The sequence below is a fragment of the Paenarthrobacter sp. NPDC057355 genome, assembly GCF_042667405.1.
In the GTDB taxonomy this organism is placed as follows: domain Bacteria; phylum Actinomycetota; class Actinomycetes; order Actinomycetales; family Micrococcaceae; genus Arthrobacter.
In genome coordinates this window covers 49799-75368 of record NZ_JBHVAL010000022.1, presented here as the reverse complement: position 1 = coordinate 75368, position 25570 = coordinate 49799, and the positions used below count along the sequence as shown (strand labels likewise).

At 63.7% G+C, this 25570-nt stretch carries 18 protein-coding genes, 2 tRNA genes and 1 riboswitch; of the genes, 10 read left to right on the top strand and 10 right to left on the bottom strand.

Translation table 11 applies throughout. The features are described from left to right. Window positions 1–112: 112 nt before the first annotated feature. The 4 genes from ACFUOZ_RS19095 to ACFUOZ_RS19080 are packed head-to-tail and all read right to left on the bottom strand — an operon-like array spanning window position 113 to window position 3390. Window positions 113–580 carry an RrF2 family transcriptional regulator gene (locus ACFUOZ_RS19095; protein ID WP_377551006.1) on the bottom strand — a complete coding sequence of 156 codons (468 nt, stop codon included), beginning with the start codon at window positions 578–580 and terminating at the stop codon, window positions 113–115. 17 nt (window positions 581–597) lie between these two features. Then, on the bottom strand, window positions 598–1050 hold the full coding sequence (locus ACFUOZ_RS19090; RefSeq protein WP_377551004.1) for a hypothetical protein: 453 nt from the start codon (window positions 1048–1050) through the stop codon (window positions 598–600). Continuing rightward, window positions 1047–1961: a hypothetical protein gene (locus tag ACFUOZ_RS19085; RefSeq protein WP_377551001.1), complete on the bottom strand. Its 915-nt coding sequence runs from the start codon at window positions 1959–1961 to the stop codon at window positions 1047–1049. The genes ACFUOZ_RS19090 and ACFUOZ_RS19085 overlap by 4 nt, the downstream gene beginning before the upstream one ends. A 10-nt stretch (window positions 1962–1971) precedes the next feature. After that, a complete protein-coding gene (locus tag ACFUOZ_RS19080; protein WP_377550998.1) occupies window positions 1972–3390 on the bottom strand; it encodes a phosphomannomutase/phosphoglucomutase in 1419 nt (472 codons plus the stop codon). Between the two features lie 125 nt (window positions 3391–3515). Here ACFUOZ_RS19080 and ACFUOZ_RS19075 point away from each other — a divergent pair, with 125 nt between their 5' ends. Then, window positions 3516–5681: a RecQ family ATP-dependent DNA helicase gene (locus ACFUOZ_RS19075; protein ID WP_377550996.1), complete on the top strand. Its 2166-nt coding sequence runs from the start codon at window positions 3516–3518 to the stop codon at window positions 5679–5681. Between the two features lie 124 nt (window positions 5682–5805). Beyond that, entirely contained in the window at window positions 5806–7245 is a 1440-nt protein-coding gene (locus tag ACFUOZ_RS19070) for an MFS transporter (RefSeq protein ID WP_377550993.1), read from the top strand. A gap of 134 nt (window positions 7246–7379) precedes the next feature. Here ACFUOZ_RS19070 and ACFUOZ_RS19065 read toward each other — a convergent pair. Both ACFUOZ_RS19065 and ACFUOZ_RS19060 read right to left on the bottom strand, forming a co-directional pair. After that, a tRNA-Ser gene (locus tag ACFUOZ_RS19065) sits at window positions 7380–7468 on the bottom strand. Between the two features lie 91 nt (window positions 7469–7559). Continuing rightward, window positions 7560–9764: a prolyl oligopeptidase family protein gene (locus ACFUOZ_RS19060; protein WP_377550991.1), complete on the bottom strand. Its 2205-nt coding sequence runs from the start codon at window positions 9762–9764 to the stop codon at window positions 7560–7562. A 59-nt stretch (window positions 9765–9823) separates the two neighbouring features. On the opposite strand from ACFUOZ_RS19060, the gene ACFUOZ_RS19055 reads away from it, so the two are divergent. Then, window positions 9824–11761, top strand: coding sequence for an FAD/NAD(P)-binding protein (locus tag ACFUOZ_RS19055; protein ID WP_377550988.1), 1938 nt, complete (start codon window positions 9824–9826; stop codon window positions 11759–11761). A 74-nt stretch (window positions 11762–11835) separates the two neighbouring features. Then, window positions 11836–11934, top strand: a riboswitch (glycine riboswitch). A 145-nt stretch (window positions 11935–12079) separates the two neighbouring features. Then, complete coding sequence (gene cycA / locus ACFUOZ_RS19050; protein ID WP_377550985.1) at window positions 12080–13540, top strand: D-serine/D-alanine/glycine transporter; 1461 nt, start codon at window positions 12080–12082, stop codon at window positions 13538–13540. Between the two features lie 66 nt (window positions 13541–13606). Here the strand turns inward: cycA and ACFUOZ_RS19045 are convergent, their stop codons facing one another. The 4 genes from ACFUOZ_RS19045 to ACFUOZ_RS19030 form a co-directional block, all read right to left on the bottom strand. Next, window positions 13607–18139, bottom strand: a complete 4533-nt coding sequence (locus ACFUOZ_RS19045; RefSeq protein WP_377550983.1) for an ExeM/NucH family extracellular endonuclease — start codon at window positions 18137–18139, stop codon at window positions 13607–13609. A 183-nt stretch (window positions 18140–18322) separates the two neighbouring features. Further along, entirely contained in the window at window positions 18323–18814 is a 492-nt protein-coding gene (locus ACFUOZ_RS19040) for a septum formation family protein (RefSeq protein WP_377550980.1), read from the bottom strand. Window positions 18815–18988: 174 nt separating this feature from the next. Further along, complete coding sequence (locus ACFUOZ_RS19035; RefSeq protein WP_377550978.1) at window positions 18989–19774, bottom strand: VOC family protein; 786 nt, start codon at window positions 19772–19774, stop codon at window positions 18989–18991. A 136-nt stretch (window positions 19775–19910) separates the two neighbouring features. Then, window positions 19911–20001: transfer RNA gene (locus tag ACFUOZ_RS19030), tRNA-Ser, on the bottom strand. A 102-nt stretch (window positions 20002–20103) separates the two neighbouring features. Between ACFUOZ_RS19030 and ACFUOZ_RS19025 the strand changes: the two genes are divergently transcribed. The 6 genes from ACFUOZ_RS19025 (at window position 20104) to ACFUOZ_RS19000 (ending at window position 25459) form a co-directional block, all read left to right on the top strand. Further along, window positions 20104–21087: an NAD(P)H-quinone oxidoreductase gene (locus tag ACFUOZ_RS19025; protein ID WP_377550975.1), complete on the top strand. Its 984-nt coding sequence runs from the start codon at window positions 20104–20106 to the stop codon at window positions 21085–21087. A gap of 28 nt (window positions 21088–21115) precedes the next feature. Then, the gene (locus tag ACFUOZ_RS19020) at window positions 21116–21673 is read left to right on the top strand and encodes a PadR family transcriptional regulator (RefSeq protein ID WP_377550973.1); all 558 of its coding nucleotides are present in this window, start codon (window positions 21116–21118) and stop codon (window positions 21671–21673) included. Between the two features lie 142 nt (window positions 21674–21815). After that, window positions 21816–24086, top strand: a complete 2271-nt coding sequence (locus ACFUOZ_RS19015) for a carbon starvation CstA family protein (RefSeq protein ID WP_377550971.1) — start codon at window positions 21816–21818, stop codon at window positions 24084–24086. After that, window positions 24086–24277 (top strand): YbdD/YjiX family protein, encoded by a 192-nt coding sequence (locus tag ACFUOZ_RS19010; protein WP_377550969.1) that lies wholly within the window; start codon window positions 24086–24088, stop codon window positions 24275–24277. The genes ACFUOZ_RS19015 and ACFUOZ_RS19010 overlap by 1 nt, the downstream gene beginning before the upstream one ends. 79 nt (window positions 24278–24356) lie before the next feature. Beyond that, complete coding sequence (locus ACFUOZ_RS19005; protein ID WP_377550966.1) at window positions 24357–25010, top strand: bacterial proteasome activator family protein; 654 nt, start codon at window positions 24357–24359, stop codon at window positions 25008–25010. An 8-nt stretch (window positions 25011–25018) separates the two neighbouring features. Continuing rightward, window positions 25019–25459 (top strand): hypothetical protein, encoded by a 441-nt coding sequence (locus ACFUOZ_RS19000; protein WP_377550964.1) that lies wholly within the window; start codon window positions 25019–25021, stop codon window positions 25457–25459. Window positions 25460–25570 lie beyond the last annotated feature (111 nt).

Here is a 25570-nt window from a genome sequence, read left to right as displayed (position 1 = left end):
GACGGCGGCCCGTCACCTTTCGTTTTAATGGTGACGGGCCGCCGTGGTACTTGGTTTGGTGAGTGAGCGGCAAGGCATCAGCGACGCCATAGCCCGCAGAGGCGACCTGCTGTTACGGCGCTACGGGAATCCGAATTTCAGGCCGAAGACCGATCGACTCGAAGACCGGGTCCATTTGCCGTGCATGGGGGAGGGACGAGATGACCACGCGGTCCAGCTCGCGGTAGAAGGCCTCCCGGGCGCGGGTCATGGCGTGGCGAAGTCCGCACTCGGTGATGAGTGGGCAGTTTTTGGTGGGCGACTGGCACTCCGCTGGGTCTTGGCGGCTGTCCAGGTGTCGCAAGACCTCTCCGACTGTGGCTTTTCGCCCGGCCTCATTCAGCCGGGACCCACCAAGGCGACCCCGTTCGACATCGATCAATCCCAGCGCGCGCAGGCGGACCATTGCCTTGCTGACGTGGTTGTACGGAGTCCCCACGGCATCTGCCACCGCCTGCGTGGTCAGTAACGCACCTTCAGGAGCCGCAGCCAACACCATGATGGCCCGGAGGCTTACATCTGCAAAGGCGTTGATTTTCATGGGATCAGTCCGTCGGTCTAGTCCACCCAGATGGATGGCTCGTGGGTGTCCGGTTCCATCGGGGCGAAATCGAATCCGTCCGTGCCGGGCACGTAGGGGATGATGGCGGCCAGGACGGCCCCATCACGGTGTTCGGCCGCGCCATGAATGCCGTCGGAGCCGTGTTCGGGCAAGCTGACATCGCTGACGATCGCTACCGCGCGGTATTCGTCCCGGCCTTGGCGAAGCAGCTCGTGGAGATCGGACAGCATCCGTCCCGCATCCACCTGTCCATCTTCGTCAGGTTCTCCCGGCGTGACCATGACAATCCGTAGTTCGCCATCGTGGGCCAGGGTGATGCCGAAGGGAAAGAAGCCGCCATTTTGCTGAAGATGCTCTTGCGCGGTCCCAAGCCCTGTGCCCAGGGTCTCCCGCAGTTCGCGGTCCTTGGCAGACTCGTCGGGGACGGCGCTGGAAATTTGGTCACTCATGCTGACCACACGCGTGCCTCGGTGGGAAGCACTGCGGAATCTCCGAAGACGACAGCGTTGGATTGCCCGTCAAGTTCGTAGGGCTTCAGGATGAGCATCGAAAGCCCTTCGGCGTGTTCAATGTGCAACCTGACCGCGTCGACAGAACCGCCGTCTTCAGCCCGGAGGCGAACATCGGCCAGAATGCAGGTTCCCCGCAGAGTGTCTTTCTTGCTGCGGAATCCCTCGGTCATCATCTGGACGGATTCAGCGGAGTCTACTTCGCCGTCCTCGTCGGCCTCCTGGTAGGCAAGGTGATGCCCAAGTTCGCCAGTGAGATCCGTGGTGATGCCGTACGGGGCGAGTACGCCGTTCTTGCCCAGCTGATCCTGGGCGAAAGGAACAGCCGCTCCCACAAGCTTGAAGACGTCCTGAATTGCCTCCTCGGAGAGGCCCTCGTGCCACCATTCTTCCGCCGTGGCCGGTGCTTCCCCGGTCCAAACGTGGGCATCCTGGTCCTCCGTCCGGGGTTCGCCGAAGGTTGGGTGCTTCAGGAACTTCTTCCTGGTGAAGTCCACGCGGATGAGCTGGCTGATCCCACTGCGGTGTTCCGCCCACAGATGGAGTGTGTCCTCAGTTTTGCCGGACTGCGGATCCAGGGCAGCGACAATCGCGAGGAGGTTTTCGGCGTAGCCGGAAAAGAGATCGATTGTCAGCTTCACCGCCAGCACAGGGTCCGGTGGCATGGTCCCCCGGATTTCCTGGGGGACCTCGCCACGGTGGATAGTGCCCTCGTCGTCGAGCATGAAGACGAACGGAGTGAAGCTCTTGTTAAGGACTAACTGAGCGTCAGCCAATTCAAGGGCCTCGGCCACGACAGCCGCCAATTCGGATTCGGGGGAGGTCCGTGCCTCGAGCGGAAGCTGCGTCATGGCTGTAAGCCTAACCCCGTACCAACGCCAGAACGCGGTCGCGGATCTTTTCCATGGTGGGCTGATCCTTGGCCTCGGCGTTCAACCGCAGGAAGGGCTCGGTGTTGGAAGGCCGCAGGTTGAACCACCAGCTGCCGTCCTTGGCCGTGAACGTGCTGCCGTCCATGTGGTCGATCTCGATGTCTTCGGTTTCAAAGTCCACGCGCACACGCTCCACAGCGGCCGCCTTGTCCTCGATTTCGGAGTTGATCTCGCCGGAAGAGACGTACGGTTCATACTGGCGACCGAGTTCTGAAAGCGGTCCGTCCTGCTCGCCCAGCGCGGCAAGTACGTGCATTGCTGCGAGCATTCCGGTGTCAGCGTTCCAGAAGTCGCGGAAGTAGAAGTGCGCTGAGTGCTCCCCGCCGAAAACTGCTCCTTCCTCTGCCATGACTGCCTTGATGAAGGAGTGGCCCACGCGGGTCCGGACTGCGCGGCCGCCGTCTTTGGCCACAAGTTCCGGGACAGCCTTGGAGGTCAGGAGGTTGTGGATGATGACGGGTGTTTCTTCGCCGGACTGCCGGGCGCGGGCGATCTCGCGTCGGGCAACCATTCCTGTGATGGCCGACGGCGAGACAGGCTGACCCTTATCGTCAATGACGAAGCAACGGTCAGCGTCGCCGTCGAACGCGAGGCCGATGTCCGCGCCATGCTTGACGACGGCTGCCTGGAGGTCGCGAAGGTTTTCCGGTTCCAGAGGGTTTGCCGGGTGGTTCGGGAAGGAACCGTCCAATTCAAAGTAGAGCGGGATGATCTCGAAGGGCAGCGCCGGGAGCAGCTTGTCGCCCAAGACGGCCGGAGTGGTCAGCCCAGCCATGCCGTTGCCGGCGTCGACGACGATCTTCAGCGGGCGCGAACCGGAGAGGTCCACCAGTTTGCGCAAGTACTCGGAGTAGTCCTTCAGGACATCGTGGACTCCGATTTCACCGCGGGTGGCTGCGGAGGGAATGGATCCGGCATTCAGGTACTGCTCGGCAAGCGCCTGGATTTCCTTGAGACCGCTTTCGGAGGAGATCGGCTGTGCACCCGCTTTGGCCATCTTGATGCCGTTGTATTCGGCCGGGTTGTGGCTCGCGGTAAACGTGGCGCCGGCAGCGTTCAGGGCACCGCAGGCGTAGTAGAGCTCGTCCGTGGAGATCAGGTCCAGGAGCTGAACGTTGGCGCCCCGGGTCGCCGCGCCGTTGGCGAATGCCTGGCTGAACTCCGGTGACGAGGGACGCATGTCGCCGCCCACGAGGACAGTTTCCCCCTCAAGGCCCAGGACGTCGATGAAGGCAGCACCGACGGCCTCGACGATTTCAGCCGTGATGGATTCACCGACGATGCCCCGGACGTCGTACGCCTTGAAGGATGCCGAGAGGTCGAATGTCTTGTTCTGCTCGCTAGTCACGCGCTCAATCCTACTGTGGCTACCCATCAGGGCAGGAACCCGTGGGTGCGCTATGTGGATACCCGTTATCCACATAGCGCAGTCCGCCCGTTTTTGCTGTCAGGGGCGGCTGGAATACTGGGGTTATGGCCAACAACTCCCCAAACACTGCCGTTCCCGTGCAATCAGCAACCCAGCAGGAAGCGCTGGCATGCCTTCGTGAACTCGTTGGCCACCCGGAAGCCCAGTTCCACGATGGCCAGTTTGAAGCCATCGAAGCGCTGGTGGATGCAGGACGCAGGGCGTTGGTGGTCCAACGTACCGGTTGGGGCAAATCAGCGGTTTACTTCGTTTCCTCGCTGCTCTTGCGGCGGAGGGGAGCCGGGCCCACGCTGATCGTTTCACCCCTGCTGGCGCTCATGCGTGACCAAGTTGCCGCGGCTGCACGTGCGGGCGTCCGGGCGGTGGCGATCAATTCCGCCAACGCCCTCGAATGGGACACGGTCCTGGCGCAACTGGCCGCGGACGACGTCGATGTCCTGCTCGTGTCGCCGGAGCGGCTGACCAACCCCTCCTTCAGGGAGAACCAGCTGCCCGAGCTCATTCGGCGGACAGGACTGCTGGTGATCGATGAAGCCCACTGTATTTCCGACTGGGGGCACGATTTCCGCCCCGATTACCGGCGCATCTCGGACCTCATCTCACAGTTGCCGGAGACAGTCCCCGTCTTGGCAACAACTGCCACGGCCAACTCCCGGGTGGTCCACGACATTGAAGAGCAGCTAGGTGCCGGAGTGCTGACCATCCGCGGCGGCTTGGGGAGGGAGTCCCTGCGTCTGGGGGTGCTCAACCTTCCCGACTCCAGGGACCGTCTCGGATGGCTGCTGACCCACCTGGCTGACATGCCGGGCAGCGGCATCATTTACACGCTGACCGTATCTGCGGCCGAAGACACCGCCCGCCTCCTCGCCGAGGCCGGACATAACGTCCTGTCCTACACAGGCAGGACGGACCCCGCGGACCGGGAGCGGGCAGAACAATTGCTCAAGGACAACCAGGTGAAGGCACTTGTGGCCACTTCGGCCCTGGGCATGGGGTTCGACAAGCCGGACCTGGGCTTCGTGATCCACCTCGGCGCTCCGTCGTCGCCGGTCGCCTACTACCAACAGGTCGGCAGGGCAGGCCGTGGTGCAGCCAACGCAGACGTCCTCCTGCTGCCGGGTTCAGAGGACCGCGAGATCTGGCAGTACTTCGCTACTGCATCGATGCCTTCTGAGGAAAAGGCGGCCGCCGTACTTGCCGTGCTCGGCGATGCCGGCTCTGCCATGTCCACTGTGGCGCTGGAGGCCCGGGTAGACCTTCGCCGCACGCCCTTGGAGCTCCTCCTGAAGGTTTTGGCAGTGGACGGCGCCGTTGAACGCGTTGGAGGAGGGTGGCGATCAACCGGACGGCCGTGGAATTACGACGCCGAACGCTACGCCCGCATTGCCGAGGCCCGGGTAGACGAGCAGGACTCCATGGTGGTCTACCAGGACACAGCCGGATGCCGGATGGAGTACATCACGTCAGTCCTCGACGACGAGACGGCTGCCCCTTGCGGGCGCTGTGATAACTGCGCGGGCCGATGGTTCCCCGTTGACGTGGCGGACTCGGCTGCTGATGCGGCGGGACAGACACTCCGCAGGGCAGGAATCGCGGTGGAACCACGGCTTCAGTGGCCCAGCGGCATGGACCGGCTAGGTGTTGCGGTCAAGGGGAAAATCAAACCGGACGAAAGCATCTCCGAAGGACGCGTTCTCGCCCGCCTGACGGACCTGGGCTGGGGTGGTGCCTTGCGTGAACTGTTCGCAGCGGGCGCACCGGACCGCGTTGTCGATCCGGCGATGCTGCAGGCCTGCGTCCAGGTGCTGCGGGAATGGTCCGGAGCCGAGGGCGGAACCGCGTGGAGCGGGGCGGGACGGCCCGCTGCCGTGGTCAGTGTTCCCTCCCGCGGCAAACCACAATTGGTTGAGTCGCTGGCGCAAGGAATTGCCGGGATTGGCAGGATGCCGTACTTGGGCCAGCTGCAGTTGGCCCACGGTGGCCCCACGGGTTCGCGCGGAGGCAACAGTGCGTACAGGCTCGCTGGTGTGTGGGAACGGCTGATTGTTGGACCGGAACTTGCCCAGGCGTTGTCGGAGATCGGGAGCCAGCCAGTGCTTTTGGTGGACGATCTGGTCGACAGCCGGTGGACCATGACAGTGTCCGCGCGCGCGTTGCGTCAGGCGGGTGTTGCAGCAGTACTTCCCCTTGCGCTGGCACAGGCGGGGTAGCCGGCAGTAGGAAAGCGTCATGTTGTGATCGCTCCCACATCAGGTCTATAGGATCGAGGAAACGCCCATTCTGCTCAAACGCTGAGCCCAGCCGCAGACCGCAGCCCGAACCTGGACCGGAGCCATGACCACAAGACCCAGCGCAGACGTCACCGATGCCAGCCAAACCAGCTGGCGGCCGCGTTTGGCCTTGCTGGTCGCGGCAACGTTCTTCATGGAGTTCCTTGACGGGACGATCCTGACTACGGCCATTCCAAGCATCGCCTCCGACTTCCGGGTTGCTCCAGCGGACATCAACATCACCATGACGGCATACCTGGTCACAGTCGCGATGGGGATCCCGCTGAGCAGTTGGCTGGCTGAACGGTTCGGTGCCCGCAGGATCTTCTGCCTGGCGATCTCTGTCTTCACCATCGCATCCCTGCTCTGCGCGGTGAGCCCCGATCTGACCATGCTCACACTCAGCCGCGTGGCCCAGGGGATGGGCGGGGCCATGATGGTACCCGTGGGAACCTTGGTGGTCCTGCGGGGTACGCCCAAGTCCGAGCTCCTCCGGGCAACCGCTTATCTGGTCTGGCCGGGGCTCCTGGCCCCCGTCCTGGCTCCGATGGTGGGCGGGGCCCTCACTACATTCCTTTCGTGGCACTGGATCTTCATCATCAACGTTCCTTTGGGCCTGGCGGCATTCATCGCCGCGCTCAGGTTGGTTCCGCGCACACAGTTTGACGGCGGCCGCCGCCTCGACTGGTTTGGCCTCCTGCTCACTACTTTGGGCGTGGGAGCCTTGGTGGTCGGTCTTGAAACCCTGGGCGGCCACGCCTCCAACCTCCTTGCAGTCTTGGTGGTCGTAGCCGGCGTGCTTTCCCTGGCAGGGGCAGTTTTCTGGATGAGGAAGGCCAAAGTGCCGCTGTTCAATCTCAGCGTCTTTGGCACCAGGACTTTCCGGGCCACGTCCACGGGCGGGTTTATCTATCGGCTGACCATCAGTTCAGTGCCGTTCCTGCTGCCCCTGATGTTCCAGGACGGCTTCGGATGGGATCCCCTCAAAGCCGGCGTCATGGTCGCGGCGGTGTTCGTGGGCAACATCGGCATCAAGCCAGCCACGACGCCGCTCATCAGGCGCTTCGGTTTCAAAGCCGTCCTGGTATTCGCTTCGTTGGCCTCGGCCGTGACGTTCGCCCTGTGTGCATTCCTCAACGCGCAGACGCCCGAACCCCTGATTTTTGCTTTGCTGCTGTTCAGCGGCGCTTTCCGCTCCATCGGATTTTCCGCGTACGCCTCAGTGCAGTACGCGGACATCGTTCCCGGTCAGCTGCCTTCCGCCAACGCGATCTCGGCCACGCTGGTTCAGCTGGCGGCTGCGGCCGGAATCGCGGTCGGGGCCTTGTTCCTGCGCCTCTTTGACGCGACACGCCTGTTCGGCCCTGACCACTCGGGAGCCTACAAGGGGGCGTTCATGGCCATGGCTGTCCTGATGCTGATCAGTACCGTCGACAGCCTGACGTTGCACCGTCACGCGGGAGCGGAAGTCAGCGGAGTGGCAGCCGGCACCAATCGCACTTAGAGCACACCCGGGCCTGGGGCGCCCCAAACACGGAGCGCCGAAAACCTGGGGCGCCGAAAACTCGGGGCGCCGAAAACCTGAGCCCAAGCCACTTAAACGCAAAAGGTCCCGGTTCGAAAACCGGGACCAATTCGCGGAGACGGGGGGATTTGAACCCCCGGTCGAGTTTAACCCCGACCCTTCATTAGCAGTGAAGTCCATTCGGCCGCTCTGGCACGTCTCCATCCGCTATAGCTAGCCCACCAAGGATACGCAGAACGTGCCGTCCAGTGCAAAACAGCTGCGCACTTTAGTGTCAGCGTCCTGGAACGAGGTCAGTGGCTCCCGGCAAGCGCGAGCCACAGGAAGTGATTGCTCCGGGCCTGGAGGGCTGCAGCCTGCCTGTTGTCGGATGCCCCGGCGTGCCCGCCCTCCAATGCCTCGTGGAACCAGACGTTCGGGATGCCCATGGCCTGCATCCGTGCCGCCATCTTCCGGGCTTGGACAGGTCCTACCCGGTCGTCGGAGGTCGCGGTCCAGATGAACGTTTCGGGGTACTCGATGCCATCGCGCAGCAGGTGGTACGGCGAGAAGGTCCGGATGAATTCCCATTGCTCAGGGACATCCGGGTCACCGTATTCGGCGATCCAGGAGTAGCCAGCCGAAAGCTTGGTGTACCGCCGCATGTCCAGGAGGGGTACGCCGCAGGAGACCGCGCCGAAGAGTTCCGGGTATTGGGTCAGCATGTTGCCCACCAGGAGGCCTCCGTTGGAGCCACCGACGCAGCCAAGCCGGCGCCGGCTGGTGACGCCTCGGGAGATCAGGTCCTTGGCGACGGCGGCGAAGTCCTCGTAAGCGCGGTGCCGGTTCTCCTGGAGCGCGGCGCGGTGCCATGAAGGACCGTACTCGCCGCCGCCGCGGATGTTGGCCACCACGTAGACGCCACCGCGGGAGTGGGCGGCAGCCCCGACGTCGGACGTGGTGCGGCGCTCAAGCCAGGCCCGACCAATGGTTCCGCTATAGGCCGGGGTCCGGGAGACCTCGAATCCGCCATAGCCGGAGAGCTGGGTGGGGTTTTGCCCGTCGAGCACCAGATCCTTGGAGGCCACCTGGAAGTAGGGGACCTTGGTCCCGTCCAAGGACACGGCGAAGTGCTGCTGGACTTCGTAGTCGGCTTCGTTGAAGAACGACGGCGACCGCTTGACTACTGCGTGCTCGCTCGCCACGCCGCCGGCTTCGGCGCCGGACGATGGAGGTCCGAGGGTGCCCCGGGTCAAGGTGGTGGGCGTCGTGAAGCCGGTGGCCACCAACCAGAAGTCATTCCCGGCGCCGGAATCCGAGGTGTCTTCATCGTCCACTGCGTAGGCGTTGACATCATGCAAGGGAGGGCAGGCATCCAGGATGGTGGAAGCCCACGCCCCCTCGCTGTCCACGGTTGCAGGGTCCAGCACGCGGATCTCCGAGGAGACATCCCGCAAAAGGTTCAGCAGCAGGTAGTCCTTGGTCCAGCTCCAGGACTGCAGGGACGTGTGCGCATCCGGGGTGAACAGAACCAGCAGGGCACGCGAACCGGCAATGTAGCGTTCGAAGTCGGCGGCCAGCAGGGAGCCCGCGGGGTACACCACGCCATCCACCTCCCAGTCGCCCTGGGGCCGGAGGAGCAGCCAATCGCGGTGGGCGCTGAGGTTCACATCGGTGGGAACGTCGATGGGCACCCACGAGTCGTCCCGGAGCAACCACGTACTGCGGTTGTAGAAGTCGATGTAGTCCACGGCGAAGGTCCGCTCGTAGCCGGGAGTGGAGTCGTGCGCCACCATGGCAAGCATGTGGTTTTCGGGGATTTCGAAGAGGCGTTCAGCGTCCGCAAGCGATTGACCGCGGCGAAGCTTGACGCCGGTCCGTGCGTAGGAGGAGGACGTTGCGGGCAGGCCTTCGGCGGTGCTGGACACCAGGAGGGTGTCGGTATCAAGCCAGCTCACGTTTCCCTTGGCCGTGGGGATGTCGAAGCCACCTGCCGCAGGGTCCACGAAGGTGCGGGATTCGACGTCGAACTCCCGGTGCCGGTCGGCGTCGCCACCGTCGGGGGAGAGCGAAACCATGGCCAGGCGGTACTCGGAGCCGTCGGCAGGGCGAAGGAAACCGGCGCCGTGGAAGACCCATTCGACGCCTTCCGCGGCTGCCAGGGCATCGATGTCGAGCAGCACATCCCAGTCAGGTTCATCACTGAGATAGCTCTCCCACGTGGTGCGGCGCCACAGCCCCTTGGGGTGCTCCTGGTCCTTCCAGAAGTTGTAGTAGAAATTGCCGCGTTTGTTCACCATGGCGATCCGGTCGGTGGAGTCCATGACTTCCAAAATGCCGGACTGGAGCACCGCATAATCGGCGTCTTCCAGCAGTTCCTCGGTGCGTGCGTTCTGTTCCCTGACCCATGCGAGCTGCTCTTCGCCGTGGCTGTCTTCCAGCCAGGCGTTCTCATCCGTGGGTTCGGGCGCGGCGGCATTCTCTGACAAGGGCGAGGGATCAGCTGCTGTGGTGGTCATCGCCCCATCCAAGCAACACTGTTCGACGGTGGGCAAGTCACGCAGAGTTAGGCTTGAGCGTGGCTAAATCCCAAACCAACCGTGTTGCCCTGCTGGGGGCCGGCCCTCGGGGCACCAGTGTCCTTGAGCGGTTGCTCGCGAACTGGGCTGCCGGCGACACTCGTGGGGCCACCCTCCACATCCATGTTGTGGATCCGTTTCCTGCCGGTTCAGGGCACGTGTGGCAGCCAAGCCAGTCCCGCCTTTACTTGATGAACACCCAGGCCTTCTATCCCACGTTGATCCCCGAGGATCCGCGGCTCGCAACCCCGCTGGCTGGTGGCTCTTTCGACCAGTGGCGGGAGGCCCGGCGTCGTGATGGCGCGGGCCTGGACGAGGCCGAAAAAGCTGAGCTGGCCACCTTGGAATCCCACGATTTCCCCAGCCGTGCCCTGTATGGGCGCTATCTCCGCCAGACACTTGAGGAGATTCTGGACCGGCTGCCCGACGGCGTCGAGGTCACCTTCCACGAAACGCTCGCCGTTGCTGCGCGTCCGGTTGACGGGAAGTTCGACGTCGAACTTGCCAACGGCTCGAGCCTCACCGTCGGTTCCGTGGTGCTGGCGTTGGGACACATCGAATCGCGGCTGAACCCGGAGCAGAAGTCGTTCAAGCGCGCAGCCGACGAATTGGGCCTGCTGTACTTCCCGCCAGCGCCGCCGGCAGATGTCGACTGGCAGGCCGTTCCGGACAGCGAGCCCGTGCTGGTCCGCGGCATGGGCCTGAACTTCTTCGACGTGATGGGCCAGCTGACGGAGGGCCGCGGCGGCAAGTTTGTCGAGGCGGGAGTACCCGGGGCAGGGGTGCTGGAGTACCGGCCATCGGGTCGGGAGCCCAGGATTTTCGCAGCCTCCCGCAGGGGTACGCCGTACCGGGCCAAGGCCGGGCTGGACGGCTACTACCCACGCAGCATCACCATGCGGTACCTGACCGAAGCCGCAGTGGACCGTTTCCGGGCAGCAGGGATCCAGCCCGGTTTCGATCACGACCTTTGGCCGTTGCTGCACCGGGACGCGCTGTGGGCCTACTACTCAACACTGGCCCGGTCCCAGCCCGCCGCCATCAAGGATCCGGCGCAGTTCCTGGCCGACCTGCAGGACGCGCTCCAGCCGCATGCCCACACCACGGCGCACTGGGAAAACGACGTGGAAGCCCTGGTTGAAAAGCATGTTGTTGCTTCGCGCCGTTTGAATCTTCGTGGGCTCGCGGCGCCATTGGCGGGACGGACGTTCACATCCCGGCGTGACCTGGATGCCGCGATCACTGCCTACCTGGACGACGACGCCCGGCGCTCGGCTTTGGGTGAAGCGGACCCGGTGAAAATGGCCATCGGCGCACTCCACACCGGCCGGGCGATCCTTAAGACCGTCGTCGCGGACGGCGGGATCACCGACGAGTCGTGGTTGGCCGGGTTGCGCGGCTGGTTCGAATCGTTTGTCGAAGGACTGGCCAGCGGACCTCCCGCGCTCCGCTCGGAGCAGCTGGCCGCCTTGGCGCGTGCCGGCGTCGTAAGCTTTGTGGGACCGGACCCCAAGTTCAGCGTTGATCGGAGCGCAAAGGTGTTCCGGGCGGCTTCGCCATGGGTTCACGACGGTCCCGTGGAGGCACAGACCCTTATCGAGGCGATGTCGCCGGCGAACAGGGTGGGCATTAATATTTCCCCGCTGCTTGAGCAACTCATGTCAGACGGCCTGGTGCGGACCAAGATCATGATGAGCGTTGAGGGCACCCCCATGCAGACCACCGGCCTTGACGTCGAACCGCACCCGTACCGCCCGATAGCCGCCAACGGGTCCGTAACCGAAAACATGTACGTGCTCGGGCTGCAGCTGTCCGCGTCCCAGTGGGGCAATGCCATCGCTGCGGAGGCGCGTCCCCGCACCGGCCCCGCCTATGCCAGTGGCCAGCGGACCCTGCGCGACGCCGATGAAATCGCCCGTAGCATTCTGGGACTGTAGCGCCCCGGGGTTGCGCCGCCAGCCCACCTTCGTTACTGTGTGAGCTGCATCACCCGCAAGGGTGTGCGCGCTTTTGATCTGCGGCGGGAGAGCCCTGCCGGTACATTTCGTCAGGCGCCGTAGGAGCAAACCCTCCCCAGGAATCTCTCAGGCCCATGTACCGCCGCGGCGAGGCAACTCTGGAAAGCAGTCCGGCCACCGGACTCACCGAAGGTGCAAGCAGGCCCATGCCTGCGGAAACTCTCAGGTCTACCTACAGAGCGGGGAGGAACCCGAATCAATGCGGCACCCCTGTGCCGCCTGAACGACGGAGTTCCTTTGACGATTCATCCCACCACCGGCAACGATTCACCCCATCTCGAGCGCCAACTCAGCAACCGCCACATCCAGCTCATCGCCATCGGCGGAGCCATTGGAACCGGCCTGTTCATGGGCTCGGGCAAGACCATTTCCGCGGCCGGTCCGTCCGTCATTTTCGTGTACATGATCATCGGCTTCATGCTCTTCTTCGTCATGCGTGCCATGGGCGAACTGCTCCTGAGCAACCTGAATTACAAGTCCTTCAGCGATTTCGCCGCCGACCTCCTGGGTCCCTGGGCCGGCTTCTTCACCGGTTGGACCTACTGGTTCTGCTGGGTCATCACGGGCATCGCCGATGTCATTGCGATTGCCGGGTACTCGGAGGAGTTGTGGCCCGGACTGCCGTTGTGGATCCCGGGGCTCATCACCATCGGCATCCTGCTGCTCCTGAACCTGGCCACGGTCAAGGCCTTCGGCGAGACCGAATTCTGGTTCGCGCTCATCAAAATCGTGGCCATCGCGGCGCTCATTATTGTTGGCCTCTTCATGATCTTCAGCGGCTTCCAGTCCGACGCCGGACCGGCCAGCTTCAGCAACCTCTGGAGTCATGGCGGCTTCTTCCCGAACGAGTTCATGGGATTTGTTGCAGGATTCCAGATCGCCGTGTTCGCGTTCGTGGGCATTGAGCTGGTGGGCACCACCGCGGCTGAAGCCAAGGACCCGGAGAAGAACCTTCCCAAGGCCATCAACTCCATCCCCATCCGCGTGCTGCTCTTCTACGTAGGCGCGCTCATCATCCTCATGTCCGTCACTCCCTGGACCCAGTTCGCCGCGGGCCACAGCCCCTTCATTGCCATGTTCTCCCTGGCAGGCCTCGGCGCCGCCGCCACGATCGTGAACCTGGTGGTGCTGACCTCCGCCATGTCCTCGGCCAACTCCGGCATCTACTCCACGTCCCGCATGGTGTACGGCCTGGCCCAGGAAGGCGACGCGCCGGCCGTCTTCAGTGCCCTCTCCGGACGCAAAGTACCCCGCAACGCCCTGTTCCTTTCCTGCGTCCTGTTGCTGTCCGGCGTCGTGCTCATGTACGCCGGGCAGGACGTGGGCAAGGCGTTCGACATGGTCACCACAGTTTCGGCTGTCTGCTTCGTGTTCGTGTGGTCGATCATCCTGGCCAGCTACCTGGCCTTCAGGAAGCGCCGCCCCCACCTGCATGATTCTTCGGCCTTCAAGATGCCGGGCGGGGTGGTGATGGTGTGGGTGGTGTTTGCTTTCTTCGCATTCATCCTCTGGGCGCTGACCACCCAGCCGGACACGCTCATGGCGCTGCTGGTTACTCCGGTGTGGTTCCTGGCCCTTGGCGTGGCTTGGGCGGTCCTTCGCAAACGGCCCACCCACCTGGCCCGTTACGAGCACTTCAAGGCCGAGCTGCAGAAGGACGCTGAACGGGTGAACGAACCCGAATCCGTCCGCAGCTGAGACCCATGCAAAGAGCCAGGCCCCTCGATGGTTGAGAAGCCTGGCTCTTTGGCTGTCAGGGGTAGGTTAGCCCCGCAGGCACTTCTGGTACTCCAGCCATGCGAAGGCATAACGGAGCCAGCCCACGATGTCGTACCACTTGGACGGCTTGGTTGGCTCGGTGCACTGCGGCGGCTGGGGCCCGCTTGCAGCCACCTTGACCAGCACCTTGACCGTCGTTCCACTTTCGACGGCGGTCAGCACCACCGTGCCGGTGCCTGCAGCGGCCGCTGCGGGAACCTTGAGGTTCACCGTGGCGGAGCCGGCTGCAACGGGCACGTCGCCGAGCACCAGGGAGGCACCCTTGGCGTCGGTAAAGACTGCCTTCAGGGTCTTGTTGGCCGGGCTGCCGATCGACGTCAGGTCCAGTTTGGACACTGCCAGGGTGATCGGCTCGCCTGCCTTGACCTCGGCGCCGGTGGTGTTGGCAACGGCGACGGAACGCCGGGCGAAATCCGGCGATACCGGGTTGTGGGCCTGGAGGTACTTGATCCAGGCATCCCGGTCCACAAGACCGGTGTCCTTCGTGTTGCTGCCTTCCTTGAACACCCGGAAGTTGTCACCGCCGGTTGCCAGGAAGCTGAAGGTGCCGATCCTGTACTGCTTGGCAGGATCGATGACCGCGCCGTTGACCCAGATTCCGGTGACGCGATCACCTGCGGCGCGGGCAGCGTCGTAGGTGTAGTTGACGTTCTTGGACAGGCCCAGCTGCTGGTACGGGCGGCTGGGCACCGTTCCGTCCGGGTTGGTCTGCCACTGCTGCTCCAGGAGGGTCTTGAACTGCGCACCTGTCAGCGACGTGGTCCACAGATTGTTCACGAACGGCAGCACAGCGTTGGCTTCTGCGTAGGTGATGGTGCCGTCCGGAGCGTAGTAGAGCTCGTTGCGCAGGCCGCCTGGGTTCACGACGCCGATCTCAGCCGCCCCCAGTTCCGGCGCCTTGAGCGTGTCCACCAGAGAGTCCGCCACGAGGTTGCCCAGCGTCGATTCGCTCGCGCGATCGTCACGCTTGGGGGCGCCGCCTGCCGGGTCCGGGGTGAAGGCGGTGGTGATATCAGCTGTTACCGCACCGACCGGCTGGTTGCCGATTTCCGCGGCGTTGGCCAAGGCCTTGTCCACGATGGTCTTGACCTGGGCAACGCGCGGGTAGGCGGCCACCAGGCTTGCGGCGGTGTCAGTGGTGCGGTCCACAACTGCAGCCTTGTAGGCCGTCACGGACTTGGAAGCTGTGTCCACCGTGAGCGTCACGCTGCCCACGTTCTCGCCGTAGTTGCCGGTCTGCACGATAGGCCGGGTCTTGCCCGTTGGCTGGCCGTTGGCGTCCAGGACGGGGGCATCCCAGGCGTATTCCTTATGGGTGTGGCCGGTGAAGATCGCAGCGACATCAGGGGTGGTTTCGTTGACCAGCTTGGCAAACGGACCACCTGCCGCCACTTCCTGCTCCAGCGTTGCGCCCTCCGGTGTTCCCGATGCCGCGCCGTCGTGGTTCTCCACGATGATCAGGTCAGCTGCGTTGTCAGCCTTGATCCTGGCGGCCACACGGTTGATGGCTTCCACAGGGTCCCCGAATTCCAGATCGGCGATGCCAGCCGGGGTCACCAGCGTTGGTACCTCCTGGGTGACCGTGCCGATCACGGCGACCCGCAGGCCATTCATGTCCAGGACTTTGTACTCCGGCAGGACCGGGGTAGTGGTGCCCCTCTGGTAGACGTTGGCGCCCAGGTAGGCGAACTTCGCATTGGCACCTCCGGCGATGACGCGGTCGCGCAGGTCCTGCCAGCCGCCGTCGAACTCGTGGTTGCCGACCGCGGAAGCCTGCAGTTCCAGTGCATTCAGGACGTCAATGGTGGGCTGGTCCTTCGCAACCGAAGAGGCGAAGAGCGAAGCTCCGATGTTGTCGCCGGCCGAGATGAATGCCGTGGCGCCCGGTGCTGCCGCCGCGCGGAGCTTTTCCACGGTTCCTGCGAAAAGCACCGTGTTGTTGTCGATGCGGCCATGGAAATCGTTGATGCCCAGGAACTGCAGGTCCACTGTTGCCGGTGCGTCCGGGGCCAGGTTCAGGCCGACCACCACGGGGTCGTGGTCGCTGGCCCGGAATTCGTCCTCAGCGTAGTAGTTGGTCACGTTGTTGTTATACCTGCTGTACTCCAGCGCCACGGACTCCACGGAGTTGATGTTCCAGATGTCGGTTCCGGTGACTTTTTGTGCCGCCGACGGGGAAGCCAGGATGTGGTCCAGGGAACCGACCATTCCGCCGAACAGATAGGAGTGCTTGCCGGTACCAACTTCAAGGTCGGTGTAGCCGGCGCCGGTCAGGACGTTGATGGGATCTTCCTTGCCGTAGGCGTTGAAGTCGCCGATCAGGAACACCTTGTCGGTACCCTTGGAGGCCTGCAGATCCTGCGAGAACGCCAGCAGGGACTGGGCCTGCTTGGTCCGGGCGATGTTGGAAGCGCCCTGCCCCTTGTCGGTATCGTCCGGGGTAGCCGCTGAGCCCTTGGACTTGAAGTGGTTCACGATCGCGATGAACTTCTTGTCATCAGCCCCGCCGACTGGCTTGAACACTTGTGCCAGCGGCTTGCGTGCGCTGGCGAATGCCACGGTGTCGTTGTGGATGATGGATTCGCCCACGGGTTCGGCAGTTGCCTTCTTGAAGATGAATGCCGTGCGGATCATGTCCTCGTCGCTCAGCGGGGGAGCGTTCGCAGGAGTGCGCACGTAGTCCCAGACACCCGGGGTCTTGAGGTTGAGGGCGTCCACCAGCTTGGACAGTGCGTCATCACGGTTCTTTCCGAACTGTGCCGAGTTCTCGATCTCTTCGAGGGACACGACGTCGGCTCCGGACTTGGTGATGGCCGCTACGATCTTCGCCTGCTGACGTTCGAAGTTCGCCGCGTTGGCCGCACCGCGGGCGTTGCAGCCGTCCTTGACGGTGATCGGGTTGCCGTCCCGGTCGGTGTAGAACACGCAACCGCTCAGCTGGTCGCCGGTGGTGGGGAAGTAGTTGAGCACGTTGAAAGAGGCCAGCTTGAGGCTCCCGCCAACATCGGCGGGGCCATTTGGACGCGTACCCGTGAAGGCCGCGGGTTGGACCGAGTCGGCGTTGGCAGGGGTGAGGGCGGTCAACGGCTGGAATTTCCAGGAGTTGTTGCCGTAGCCCAGAATCACGTCGGTCTTGAACTTCGCGGGCGAACCCACGCGCACAGGATCCGTGGTTGTAAGGTACGGCAGCTGCTGGGCCTTCGTGGTGGCGTCCTTGAGGAAGTTCGTGGACGCGCCGTCGTCGAGCTTGATGGCCCGGAGCGCATTGTCAGCCACCACCGCCGCGTATTCGGGGGAACCGTAGCTGGCTACCGCCGTCGGCTGTACCAAAGGCGAGGTGCCTGCGGCGAGGCCGATTTCGCCGTACTGGTTCAGCGAATAGTTGTCCGTGACAGTGAAGTCGCCCTGCGGAGCAACCAGCATGCCTTCCAGGCTTTCGCGGGCCGCTTCATTGGCGGGGAGCGAGAACGGCGTGGACTTGACCTCGGGAGCTGCCTCGGTGAGCCTCTTCAGCCCGGCTGCCTCCACCGTGAGCTGCGTCTGGTTGGCGAATTCGCTGACCGCGCCGGTGAGTTCCAGGTAGTCGCCCGGCTGGACCGTCGCCGTCGTCGTGGGTGAGTAGACGAACAAAGCGTCCGACGCCGTCCTGGCCGCCCCGCCGGTGTCGCCACCGGTTCCCGGCGTCTGGACGTAGTAGCCGTTAAAGCCGCCGGTCGCGTAGACAGCGGTCACCTTGCCGCGCGTCGTCACGGTGCTGCCAACGAAAGGACTGGCCGGGCCGGTTCCCTGGATCTCGGCGATGGACTTGGTGCCCGGCTCCGGCTGGGGGTCCGGAGGTGTCGTGCTTCCGCCCGACGACATCGGCGTGATGGACGCGTTGAGGCTGAAGTCAACTGCGTTGGAGTCTGTATCCACGCCGTTGGTGCGGTTGAGGCTGCGGACATCCGTGTTGCTGGACGGTCCTGTTGCGGCCGCCGCCTCAAAAGTGTTGGAACTGCCATAGCCCAGGAGGTCCGCGACGGCCGCGTTGCCGGTCACGGAGCCGGCAGGCAGGGCTGAGACCGCGGTTGCCTGCTTGGCGAGGATGAGTGTTCCTGCCGTGCCGCTCGGGTTCAGCGTGCCGGTGGCTTGGACATCCGCAGCGGGAAGCGCCGGGGCCGTGGAGGTGCCGCTGTTCGTTGCACCTAGGATCAGATAGTAGCCCTTTGCCGGGATACTGCCGGTGAGGGGAGTGATGCCCGTTGGGGCTGCGGCGCTGGTGGCTGAACGGTACTGCAGTGACCAGCCGGCAAGGCTGACTGCTGCGTCCGAGGAATTGTAGAGCTCCACGAACTTGTTCTTGAACGCAGCGCCGCTGCTGCCGCCGCTGAGGTAGGCCTCGTTGATGACCACCGGCGAGGTGCCGGTGGGTGCGGCCGGATCGTCCGCCGCGAAGGCGGGTGCCGCCGTCAGCGGGGCTGCGAGCAACCCGACTGACAGGACAGTTCCCGCAGCTGTTTTCCAATGGTGTTGATGCATCCGCTCTAACTTTCATTAGGGAGCCCTGTAGGGCTCCGTGGACGACGCCCGCTGTCTTGTGAAGTGGGCGATATGCCCGGAAGTTACTCCGGGGTAAAGCTGCCTCGGGCATAGCTGAACACGAACGGATGAATGGGAAGCGGCCCCTCGGTGGCCGGGAGGTTCCCCCGGCCACGGAAGGTCCTACTTGGCGGCGCCCTTGAGGGTGCCCGTGGTGGCGGCTCCGGCAGCAGCCCCGATCAGGCAGACGATCTCGCGGTCGCCGCTCTTCCAGGAGTCGCTGGTGGGGTGGAGGAAGGTCACGTCCAGGGCGGAGTCGTCGAAGGGCACTCCGACGAACGAGGCGAACTGCACGCCACAGAACTCTTCTGCTTTGGTTCCTACTTCCGTGTCACCTGGGAAAGTGGAAACATCCAGTTTGGTCACCGCGTAGGCCTCGAGGTCGTGGCTCTGGTCGCACGGAATGATGGTGACGTCCACAACTTCATCGGTATCGGGGTTGGCGAGACAATCGCCCAGTTTTACTTTGAAGGCGTCAGCTTTGGACGATTCCGTCGGCTTGCCGGACTCATCCCGTTTGGCGTCCCCGCTGCTGATGAGCGAGCATCCCGCCAGCGCCAGCGATGCCATGGTCAACACGGCAGCAGCCCTGAAGGTCTTTGAAAGGTGAAGCATTCGGGTCCTCATTCCAGGAGAAACACAGGATTCGCATGGAACGGGCCTGTGGTAAGCGGTGAGGGACCCAACAAGGTATACCCACGCCGGTCGATCCCCCAAGGCCGACGATGAGAGGCCCCGGCCCGCCGCCCCTGTACAGGAAGCAGCCGGCCGGACCCGAATTTTCATAGTCTAGGCCGACTGGCCCTGATCCTGGATCACCTTGAACACGGCGCCGGTGGGATCGGACAGTGTAGCCAACCTGCCAAAGGGCGTGTCCTCCGCCGGCTGCATCACGGTGGCACCGAGGGCTGTTGCCTGCTCCACGGTGGCGTCGGTGTCTGCAACGGCGAAGTACACACTCCACATGGAAGGGACCTGCTCTGGAAGGAAACCCGACGCGTCCATGATGCCGGCCTTTGCGTTGTCCCCGGAGCCGAGGGTGGTGTAACGGAACTCCGGGGTATCGCTCATGACATCCGTTTCCCACCCGAAAACCTTCTGGTAGAAAGCAACTGCGGAGTCGTAGTCCTTGGACAGGAGCTCGTGCCATGCCGGCGAGCCCGGCTCGGCTGCGACCTCAAAGCCCTTCATCTCCCCGAACTCCCACGCGCCGATCGAGGCGCCAGAGGAGTCGCCGTACATCGCCATGCTGCCCTGTTCGGGAACCTCCATCGGCTCCAAGAAGACCTGGCCCCCGTTCGCGGCGGCAGCCTCAGTGGTGGCCTTGATGTCATCCGTGCGGAGGTAGGTGGACCAAAGGTCCGGCATGGCGCCCATGTCGGCCTGCTTCTGCATGATCCCGGCTACGAGCTTCCCGTCCTTGGATGCGGTGATGTAGCCGCCGTACTTCTCTTCGTCTCCAGTCTCATAAGTCCAGCCAAACAGCGCGTTGTAGAAGGCCTTCGCCCTCTCAGTATCGGAAGTCATCAGGTCGATCCAACAAGGCGAACCGGCAGTGATATCGGGCGTAGGCATGTGTGCAGCTCCTGTTGTCAGGCCGCGGCACATTCCGCGGCTGATGGTTTAGTGGTGGAGACAGGAAGAACACTATGCGGGGGCTCCGACAATTTTCAACGAAAATGCCCCGGGTTCGACAACCCGGGGCATTCATTGGCGGAAGGTAAGGGATTTGAACCCTTGGTACGGGGTTACCGCACACTGGTTTTCAAGACCAGCTCCTTAGGCCGCTCGGACAACCTTCCTCGCCTAGTAGTGTTTCATAGGGAGTTGGCTGTTCCAAAACATCACGTCCTCCAGCCCCTGCCCAGAGGCTCGGATGACACGCAAGAAACCGGGAGTTCGTCATGAAAGCCGTCTACATTTCAGAGCCGGGCGGGCCCGAAGTCCTTGAGGTCCGCGAGGCCCCCTCCCCGGTGCCGGGCGAGGGCGAGGTGCTCATCGACGTCGTTGCTGCCGGCCTGAACCGCGCGGATGTCCAGCAGCGCCGCGGCTTCTACCCGCCGCCGCCAGGAGCCTCTGAGATTCCCGGGCTTGAAGTCTCTGGCCGCATCGCGGCCTTCGGCCCCGGCGTCACCAAGGCCTTCTCCGTGGGTGACAAGGTGGTGGCACTCCTGTCCGGCGGCGGCTACGCCCAGCAGGTGGCCGTGCCCGCTGAACAGGTACTGCGCGTACCCGAGGGCGTAGACCTGATCACGGCCGCGGCCCTCCCCGAAGTGGCCGCCACCGTCTACTCGAACCTGATCATGACGGCCCAACTGCAGCCCGGCGAAACTGTCCTCATCCATGGCGCCACGGGCGGCATCGGCACCATGGCTATCCAGCTGGCCAAGGCGTACGGCGCAACAGTGGCGGCAACGGCCGGGACCGATGAAAAAGTCGGCACCGCCAAGGCCTTCCTGGGCGCCGACATCGCCATCAACTACGCCGAAGAAGACTTCGTTGAAAGCCTCAAGGCACAAAACGGCGGCAAGGGCGCAGACGTGATCCTCGACGTCGTGGGCGCAAAATACCTGAAACAGAACGTCGATGCGCTCGCCGAGTACGGCCGGCTGATCATTATCGGCCTCCAGGGCGGCACCACAGCGGAAATCAACCTGGGCCAGCTCCTCAGCAAACGTGCTGCTGTGATCGGGACGGCCCTCCGGCCGCGGTCGGTCGCTGAAAAGGGCATCATCATGACGGCGGTGCGCGAGTCCGTATGGCCCATGGTCACTGACGGCCGAATCACGCCACTGGTTGCCAAGTCCTTCCCCCTGGACCAGGTCCGGGAGGCCCACGAGTATTTCGACTCGGGGGAGCACGTGGGCAAGGTCCTGCTGCTCCTCTGAGATTCCCGACCCCGCAGCGAGGAGCCTTATGTCCATCCGGCACAGTCTTCTGGCCCTGCTCCAGGACCAGCCCAGGTACGGCTATGAGTTGCGCGTGGAATTCGAGGACCGGACCGGTGCGGCCTGGCCGTTGAACATCGGCCAGGTGTACACCACGCTGGATCGGCTGGAGCGCGACGGCCTGGTCAGCAAGGACGGCGACGACGGCGGTGGCCACGTCATCTACAGCATCACCGACGCCGGGGTTGAGGAAGTCGGGGCTTGGTTCGCCGGCGCTGTGGACCGGGGGAATCCGCCCCGGAACGAGATCGCCATCAAGCTGGCGCTCGCTTTGAGCATGCCCGGAGTGGATGCCGCCGCCGTCATCCAGTCCCAGCGCGAGGTATCCCTGAAGGCACTTCAGGAGCACACCCAGGCGCGCAAGGCAGTGTCCGCCAACCAGCGTTCCTCAGACACCGCGTTTCTGCTGGTGCTCGATTCCCTGGTCTTCCAAGCAGAGGCCGAGGTCCGGTGGCTGGACCTCTGCGAGGCGCGCATGGTGCAGAGCCTGGGAAAGGGCGGATCAAGCAGCACCGGGGCGAACTGACCGCTCACCGCAGCGGGGATACCGCTCAACGCAACTGCCGTACCGGACCGTGGGTTCATCCGGTGAGTGGGGTACATACTTGCTAGCTTGCCCGTGACGCACGTCCGAGCCAGGGCAGCACAGCAGTTCTCAAGGAGGAGATATGGGCAAGAATCCTGACCAGACCGGACTCATGGAGGGGCTTGATCCCACGCTGCCTGCACCCGCAGTTGACGATTCGGTTCGCGAAGCCGAGGAACGCAAGTGGACGCCGGCGAAGATCGGTCTGTGGGTGGCAATTTCACTGCTGGGTGCGGTGGCGTGGTTCATGCTCGCGTTGGTCCGCGGCGAAACGGTAAACGCCATCTGGTTCGTTTTCGCCGCCGTCTGCACCTACCTGATCGGGTACAGGTTCTATTCCAAAGTCATTGAGCGGTACCTGCTTAAGCCGAACGACCGCCGCGCCACACCGGCTGAGTACAAGGCCGACGGCAAGGACTACGTCCGCACGGACCGCAACGTCCTGTTCGGCCACCACTTCGCGGCCATTGCAGGCGCGGGCCCGCTGGTGGGACCTGTTATTGCCGCCCAAATGGGTTATCTCCCCGGTACTATCTGGATCATCATCGGCGTCGTTCTTGCCGGTGCCGTGCAGGACTATCTGGTGATGTTCTTCTCCATGCGGCGCGGTGGCCGCTCGCTGGGCCAGATGGCCCGCGAGGAGCTGGGCGTGATTGGCGGCACGGCCGCCCTGATCGCCACGTTGCTCATCATGATCATCATTGTGGCCATCCTCGCGCTGGTGGTGGTCAACGCCCTGGGCGAGAGCCCGTGGGGCGTGTTCTCCGTTGGCATGACCATTCCGATCGCCTTGTTCATGGGCGTCTACCTGCGCTACCTGCGTCCCGGCAAGGTCATGGAAGTGTCCATCATTGGTTTCGTGCTGCTGATGGCGGCCATTATCGGCGGCGGGGCCGTGGCCGGGACCGAGTGGGGCGCGGCGTTCTTCCACCTCGACAAGGTGACCATCGCGTGGGGCATCATCATCTACGGTTTCATCGCCGCCATCCTGCCCGTATGGCTGCTCCTGGCCCCGCGCGACTATCTGTCCACGTTCATGAAGATCGGCGTGATCGTGATGCTCGCCGTCGCCATCATCGTGGTGCGCCCGGAAATCACTGTCCCTGCATTCAGTGAGTTCGCCAGCCGGGAAAACGGACCGGTCTTCTCCGGCGCGCTGTTCCCCTTCCTTTTCGTAACCATCGCTTGTGGTGCCTTGTCCGGGTTCCACGCCCTCATCTCTTCGGGAACCACTCCCAAACTGATCGAGAAGGAACGCCAGACCCGCTTCATCGGGTACGGCGGCATGCTGATGGAATCCTTCGTGGCGATCATGGCCCTGGTTGCTGCGATCTCGATCGACCGCGGAATCTACTTCGCCATGAACGCTCCTGTGGCCCTGACGGGCGGCACGGTGGAAACCGCCGCCCAGTGGGTGAACAGCCTGGGGCTGGCAAATGTGAACATCACCCCGGACGTCCTGGCGCAGACCGCCAAGGACGTGGGCGAGGAAAGCATCATCTCGCGTTCCGGTGGAGCCCCCACGCTGGCCGTCGGCCTGGCGCATATCATGCAGCAGTTCATCGGCGGCCCCGGCATGATGGCCTTCTGGTACCACTTCGCCATCATGTTCGAGGCCCTGTTCATCCTCACCGCCGTCGACGCCGGCACCCGCGTAGCCCGGTTCATGCTGCAGGATTCCATCGGCAACTTCGTCCCCAAGTTCAAGGAAGCCTCCTGGCGGCCGGGCGCGTGGCTGTGCACGGCCATCATGGTCGCTGCCTGGGGCGCGGTGCTCCTGATGGGTGTGACGGATCCGCTCGGCGGCATCAACACGCTGTTCCCGCTGTTCGGCATCGCCAACCAGCTTCTGGCCGCCATTGCTCTCGCCGTGTGCATGGCCATCGCGGCCAAGAGGGGAGTATTCCGGTATTTGTGGATCGTCGCGGTCCCGCTGGCCTTCGCCGCCGTCGTCACCATTACCGCGAGCTTCCACAAGATCTTCTCGCCGGTCCCCGCCGTCGGCTATTTCGCGAACAATGCGGCGTTCTCCAAAGCGCTGGCAGATGGCAAGACGGAGTTCGGTACGGCCAAGACCGTGGCAGCCATGGAAGCCGTGGTTCGTAACACCATGATCCAGGGTGTCCTCTCGGTCATTTTCGTAACCTTGAGCATCATCGTGATCCTCACGGCTGTAATCGCCACCGTCAAAGCCATCCGTGCCGGGGGTGGCCAAGACCATGAAGATCCGGCGATCCCGTCCAAGGTCTTTGCTCCGGCCGGCCTGATTCCGACGCCGGCGGAGAAGGCTTTGCTCGCAGAATGGAACGCACTGCCCGCGGAGAAGCGGACCCACAAGGCCGGGCATCACTGATGAACGCCGTCACCAAGGGCTTCCGGAGTTTCGCGGCGTACCTGGGGTCGATCATGGGTGCCGACGCGTATTCGAAGTATCTTGAGCACTTCGCCACCTCCGGCCATGCCGGTCCCGCCATGACAGAACGCGAGTTCTGGCGGGACCGGATGGACCGGCAGGACAGCAATCCGCAAGGACGTTGCTGCTGAGATGCAGTTTCGCTACGAACGAAGTCCAAATTCCGCTTGAGGCCAGAGGTTCACGGGAACCACGTGAGAGTATGAACGGATGAGCGATCTGAACGACATTCAGCCCACGGATGAGGCTTCGGACGACACCCCCGTGGAAGGAACCACGCTGGACGGCGATACAGCCACGCCCGACAGCCGGCCGTCACCCGATTCAGAGGCAGCGAAGGATGCCAAGCCCAAGGGCGGCAACCTTCAAGAGCTGGTGGACGAACCAGCCAAGGTGATGCGGATCGGCACTATGATCCGGCAGCTGCTTGAAGAAGTTAAGAGTGCTCCACTCGATGACGCTGCAAGGAACCGCCTCGCGGAGATCCACGAGCGGTCCATCAAGGAACTCGAAGATGGGCTGGCGCCTGAGCTGATCGAAGAGTTGGAACGGATCAGCCTGCCCTTCCCCGAGAACCAGGCTCCCTCGGATGCCGAGCTCCGGATTGCCCAGGCCCAGCTGGTTGGCTGGCTTGAAGGCCTGTTCCACGGCATTCAGGCTGCGATTGCGGCCCAACAGGCGGCCAAGGAACACGCGGCCGCGCAGATGCAGCTCCGCCAGCTGCCACCCGGAACGGTCATCGCTCCGGGCATTGTGATTGGTGAAAACGGGCAACCGCAGAGGGCCGCTGCGCCTGGCGCTCCCGGTGCGGCTGCCAACGGTCGCCCGGAAGATCCCGACCACGGTCCGGGCCAATACCTCTGAGTTCGCTGGTGGGCTTCTTTGGGGCCGTCCGGCAAGGGCGGAAAGACGATCTTGAGCTCGGCAAGGGGCTGTGGCGCCGTGCGCATGACCGCTTTCATCGCGGCCTGGACCGGTACCACCAGGTTCTGGAGGGCGTGGACGACGACCAGCTGTACAACGAGCTTGTGCAGATTGCCAACGAACTGGCCGAGTTGTCGCCCCGGGTCCGCCGCATCTGCGTGGAGGCGCAGCGGCGCTCGCCCAGCGATGGCCTGGACGTGCCGGGGGCACTCGCCGGGGTGCACCGCGCGTTGTCCAAGGCAGGCAACTCGCTCGCAACTACGGCTGAAGCTGCTGCCATGTTGCGGCTGGCGGTTGGTCCCGTACCTGTCGGCGCCCTTTCAGTGCGGCGCCGGGCCGAGTCTGTCTTCGAACAGGTGGCCGACGCGGAGAGTCAGCTGAACCCGTAAATTGCGAGGCGTTCGCAACTACCCGCGCACGCTCTTATTCCCTGTATGCAAGAAGTTAAGCGGATAGCTGATCTTCGTCATAATGTGGTGGAACCGCGTGACAGGGCTGGC

Coding starts and splice junctions, on each gene's coding strand:
- ACFUOZ_RS19095 (WP_377551006.1), bottom strand. CDS start 580: ATGAAAATCAACGCCTTTGCAGATGTAAGCCTCCGGGCCATCATGGTG.
- ACFUOZ_RS19090 (WP_377551004.1), bottom strand. CDS start 1,050: ATGAGTGACCAAATTTCCAGCGCCGTCCCCGACGAGTCTGCCAAGGAC.
- ACFUOZ_RS19085 (WP_377551001.1), bottom strand. CDS start 1,961: ATGACGCAGCTTCCGCTCGAGGCACGGACCTCCCCCGAATCCGAATTG.
- ACFUOZ_RS19075 (WP_377550996.1), top strand. CDS start 3,516: ATGGCCAACAACTCCCCAAACACTGCCGTTCCCGTGCAATCAGCAACC.
- ACFUOZ_RS19070 (WP_377550993.1), top strand. CDS start 5,806: ATGACCACAAGACCCAGCGCAGACGTCACCGATGCCAGCCAAACCAGC.
- ACFUOZ_RS19060 (WP_377550991.1), bottom strand. CDS start 9,764: ATGACCACCACAGCAGCTGATCCCTCGCCCTTGTCAGAGAATGCCGCC.
- ACFUOZ_RS19045 (WP_377550983.1), bottom strand. CDS start 18,139: ATGCATCAACACCATTGGAAAACAGCTGCGGGAACTGTCCTGTCAGTC.
- ACFUOZ_RS19040 (WP_377550980.1), bottom strand. CDS start 18,814: ATGCTTCACCTTTCAAAGACCTTCAGGGCTGCTGCCGTGTTGACCATG.
- ACFUOZ_RS19035 (WP_377550978.1), bottom strand. CDS start 19,774: ATGCCTACGCCCGATATCACTGCCGGTTCGCCTTGTTGGATCGACCTG.
- ACFUOZ_RS19025 (WP_377550975.1), top strand. CDS start 20,104: ATGAAAGCCGTCTACATTTCAGAGCCGGGCGGGCCCGAAGTCCTTGAG.
- ACFUOZ_RS19020 (WP_377550973.1), top strand. CDS start 21,116: ATGTCCATCCGGCACAGTCTTCTGGCCCTGCTCCAGGACCAGCCCAGG.
- ACFUOZ_RS19015 (WP_377550971.1), top strand. CDS start 21,816: ATGGGCAAGAATCCTGACCAGACCGGACTCATGGAGGGGCTTGATCCC.
- ACFUOZ_RS19010 (WP_377550969.1), top strand. CDS start 24,086: ATGAACGCCGTCACCAAGGGCTTCCGGAGTTTCGCGGCGTACCTGGGG.
- ACFUOZ_RS19005 (WP_377550966.1), top strand. CDS start 24,357: ATGAGCGATCTGAACGACATTCAGCCCACGGATGAGGCTTCGGACGAC.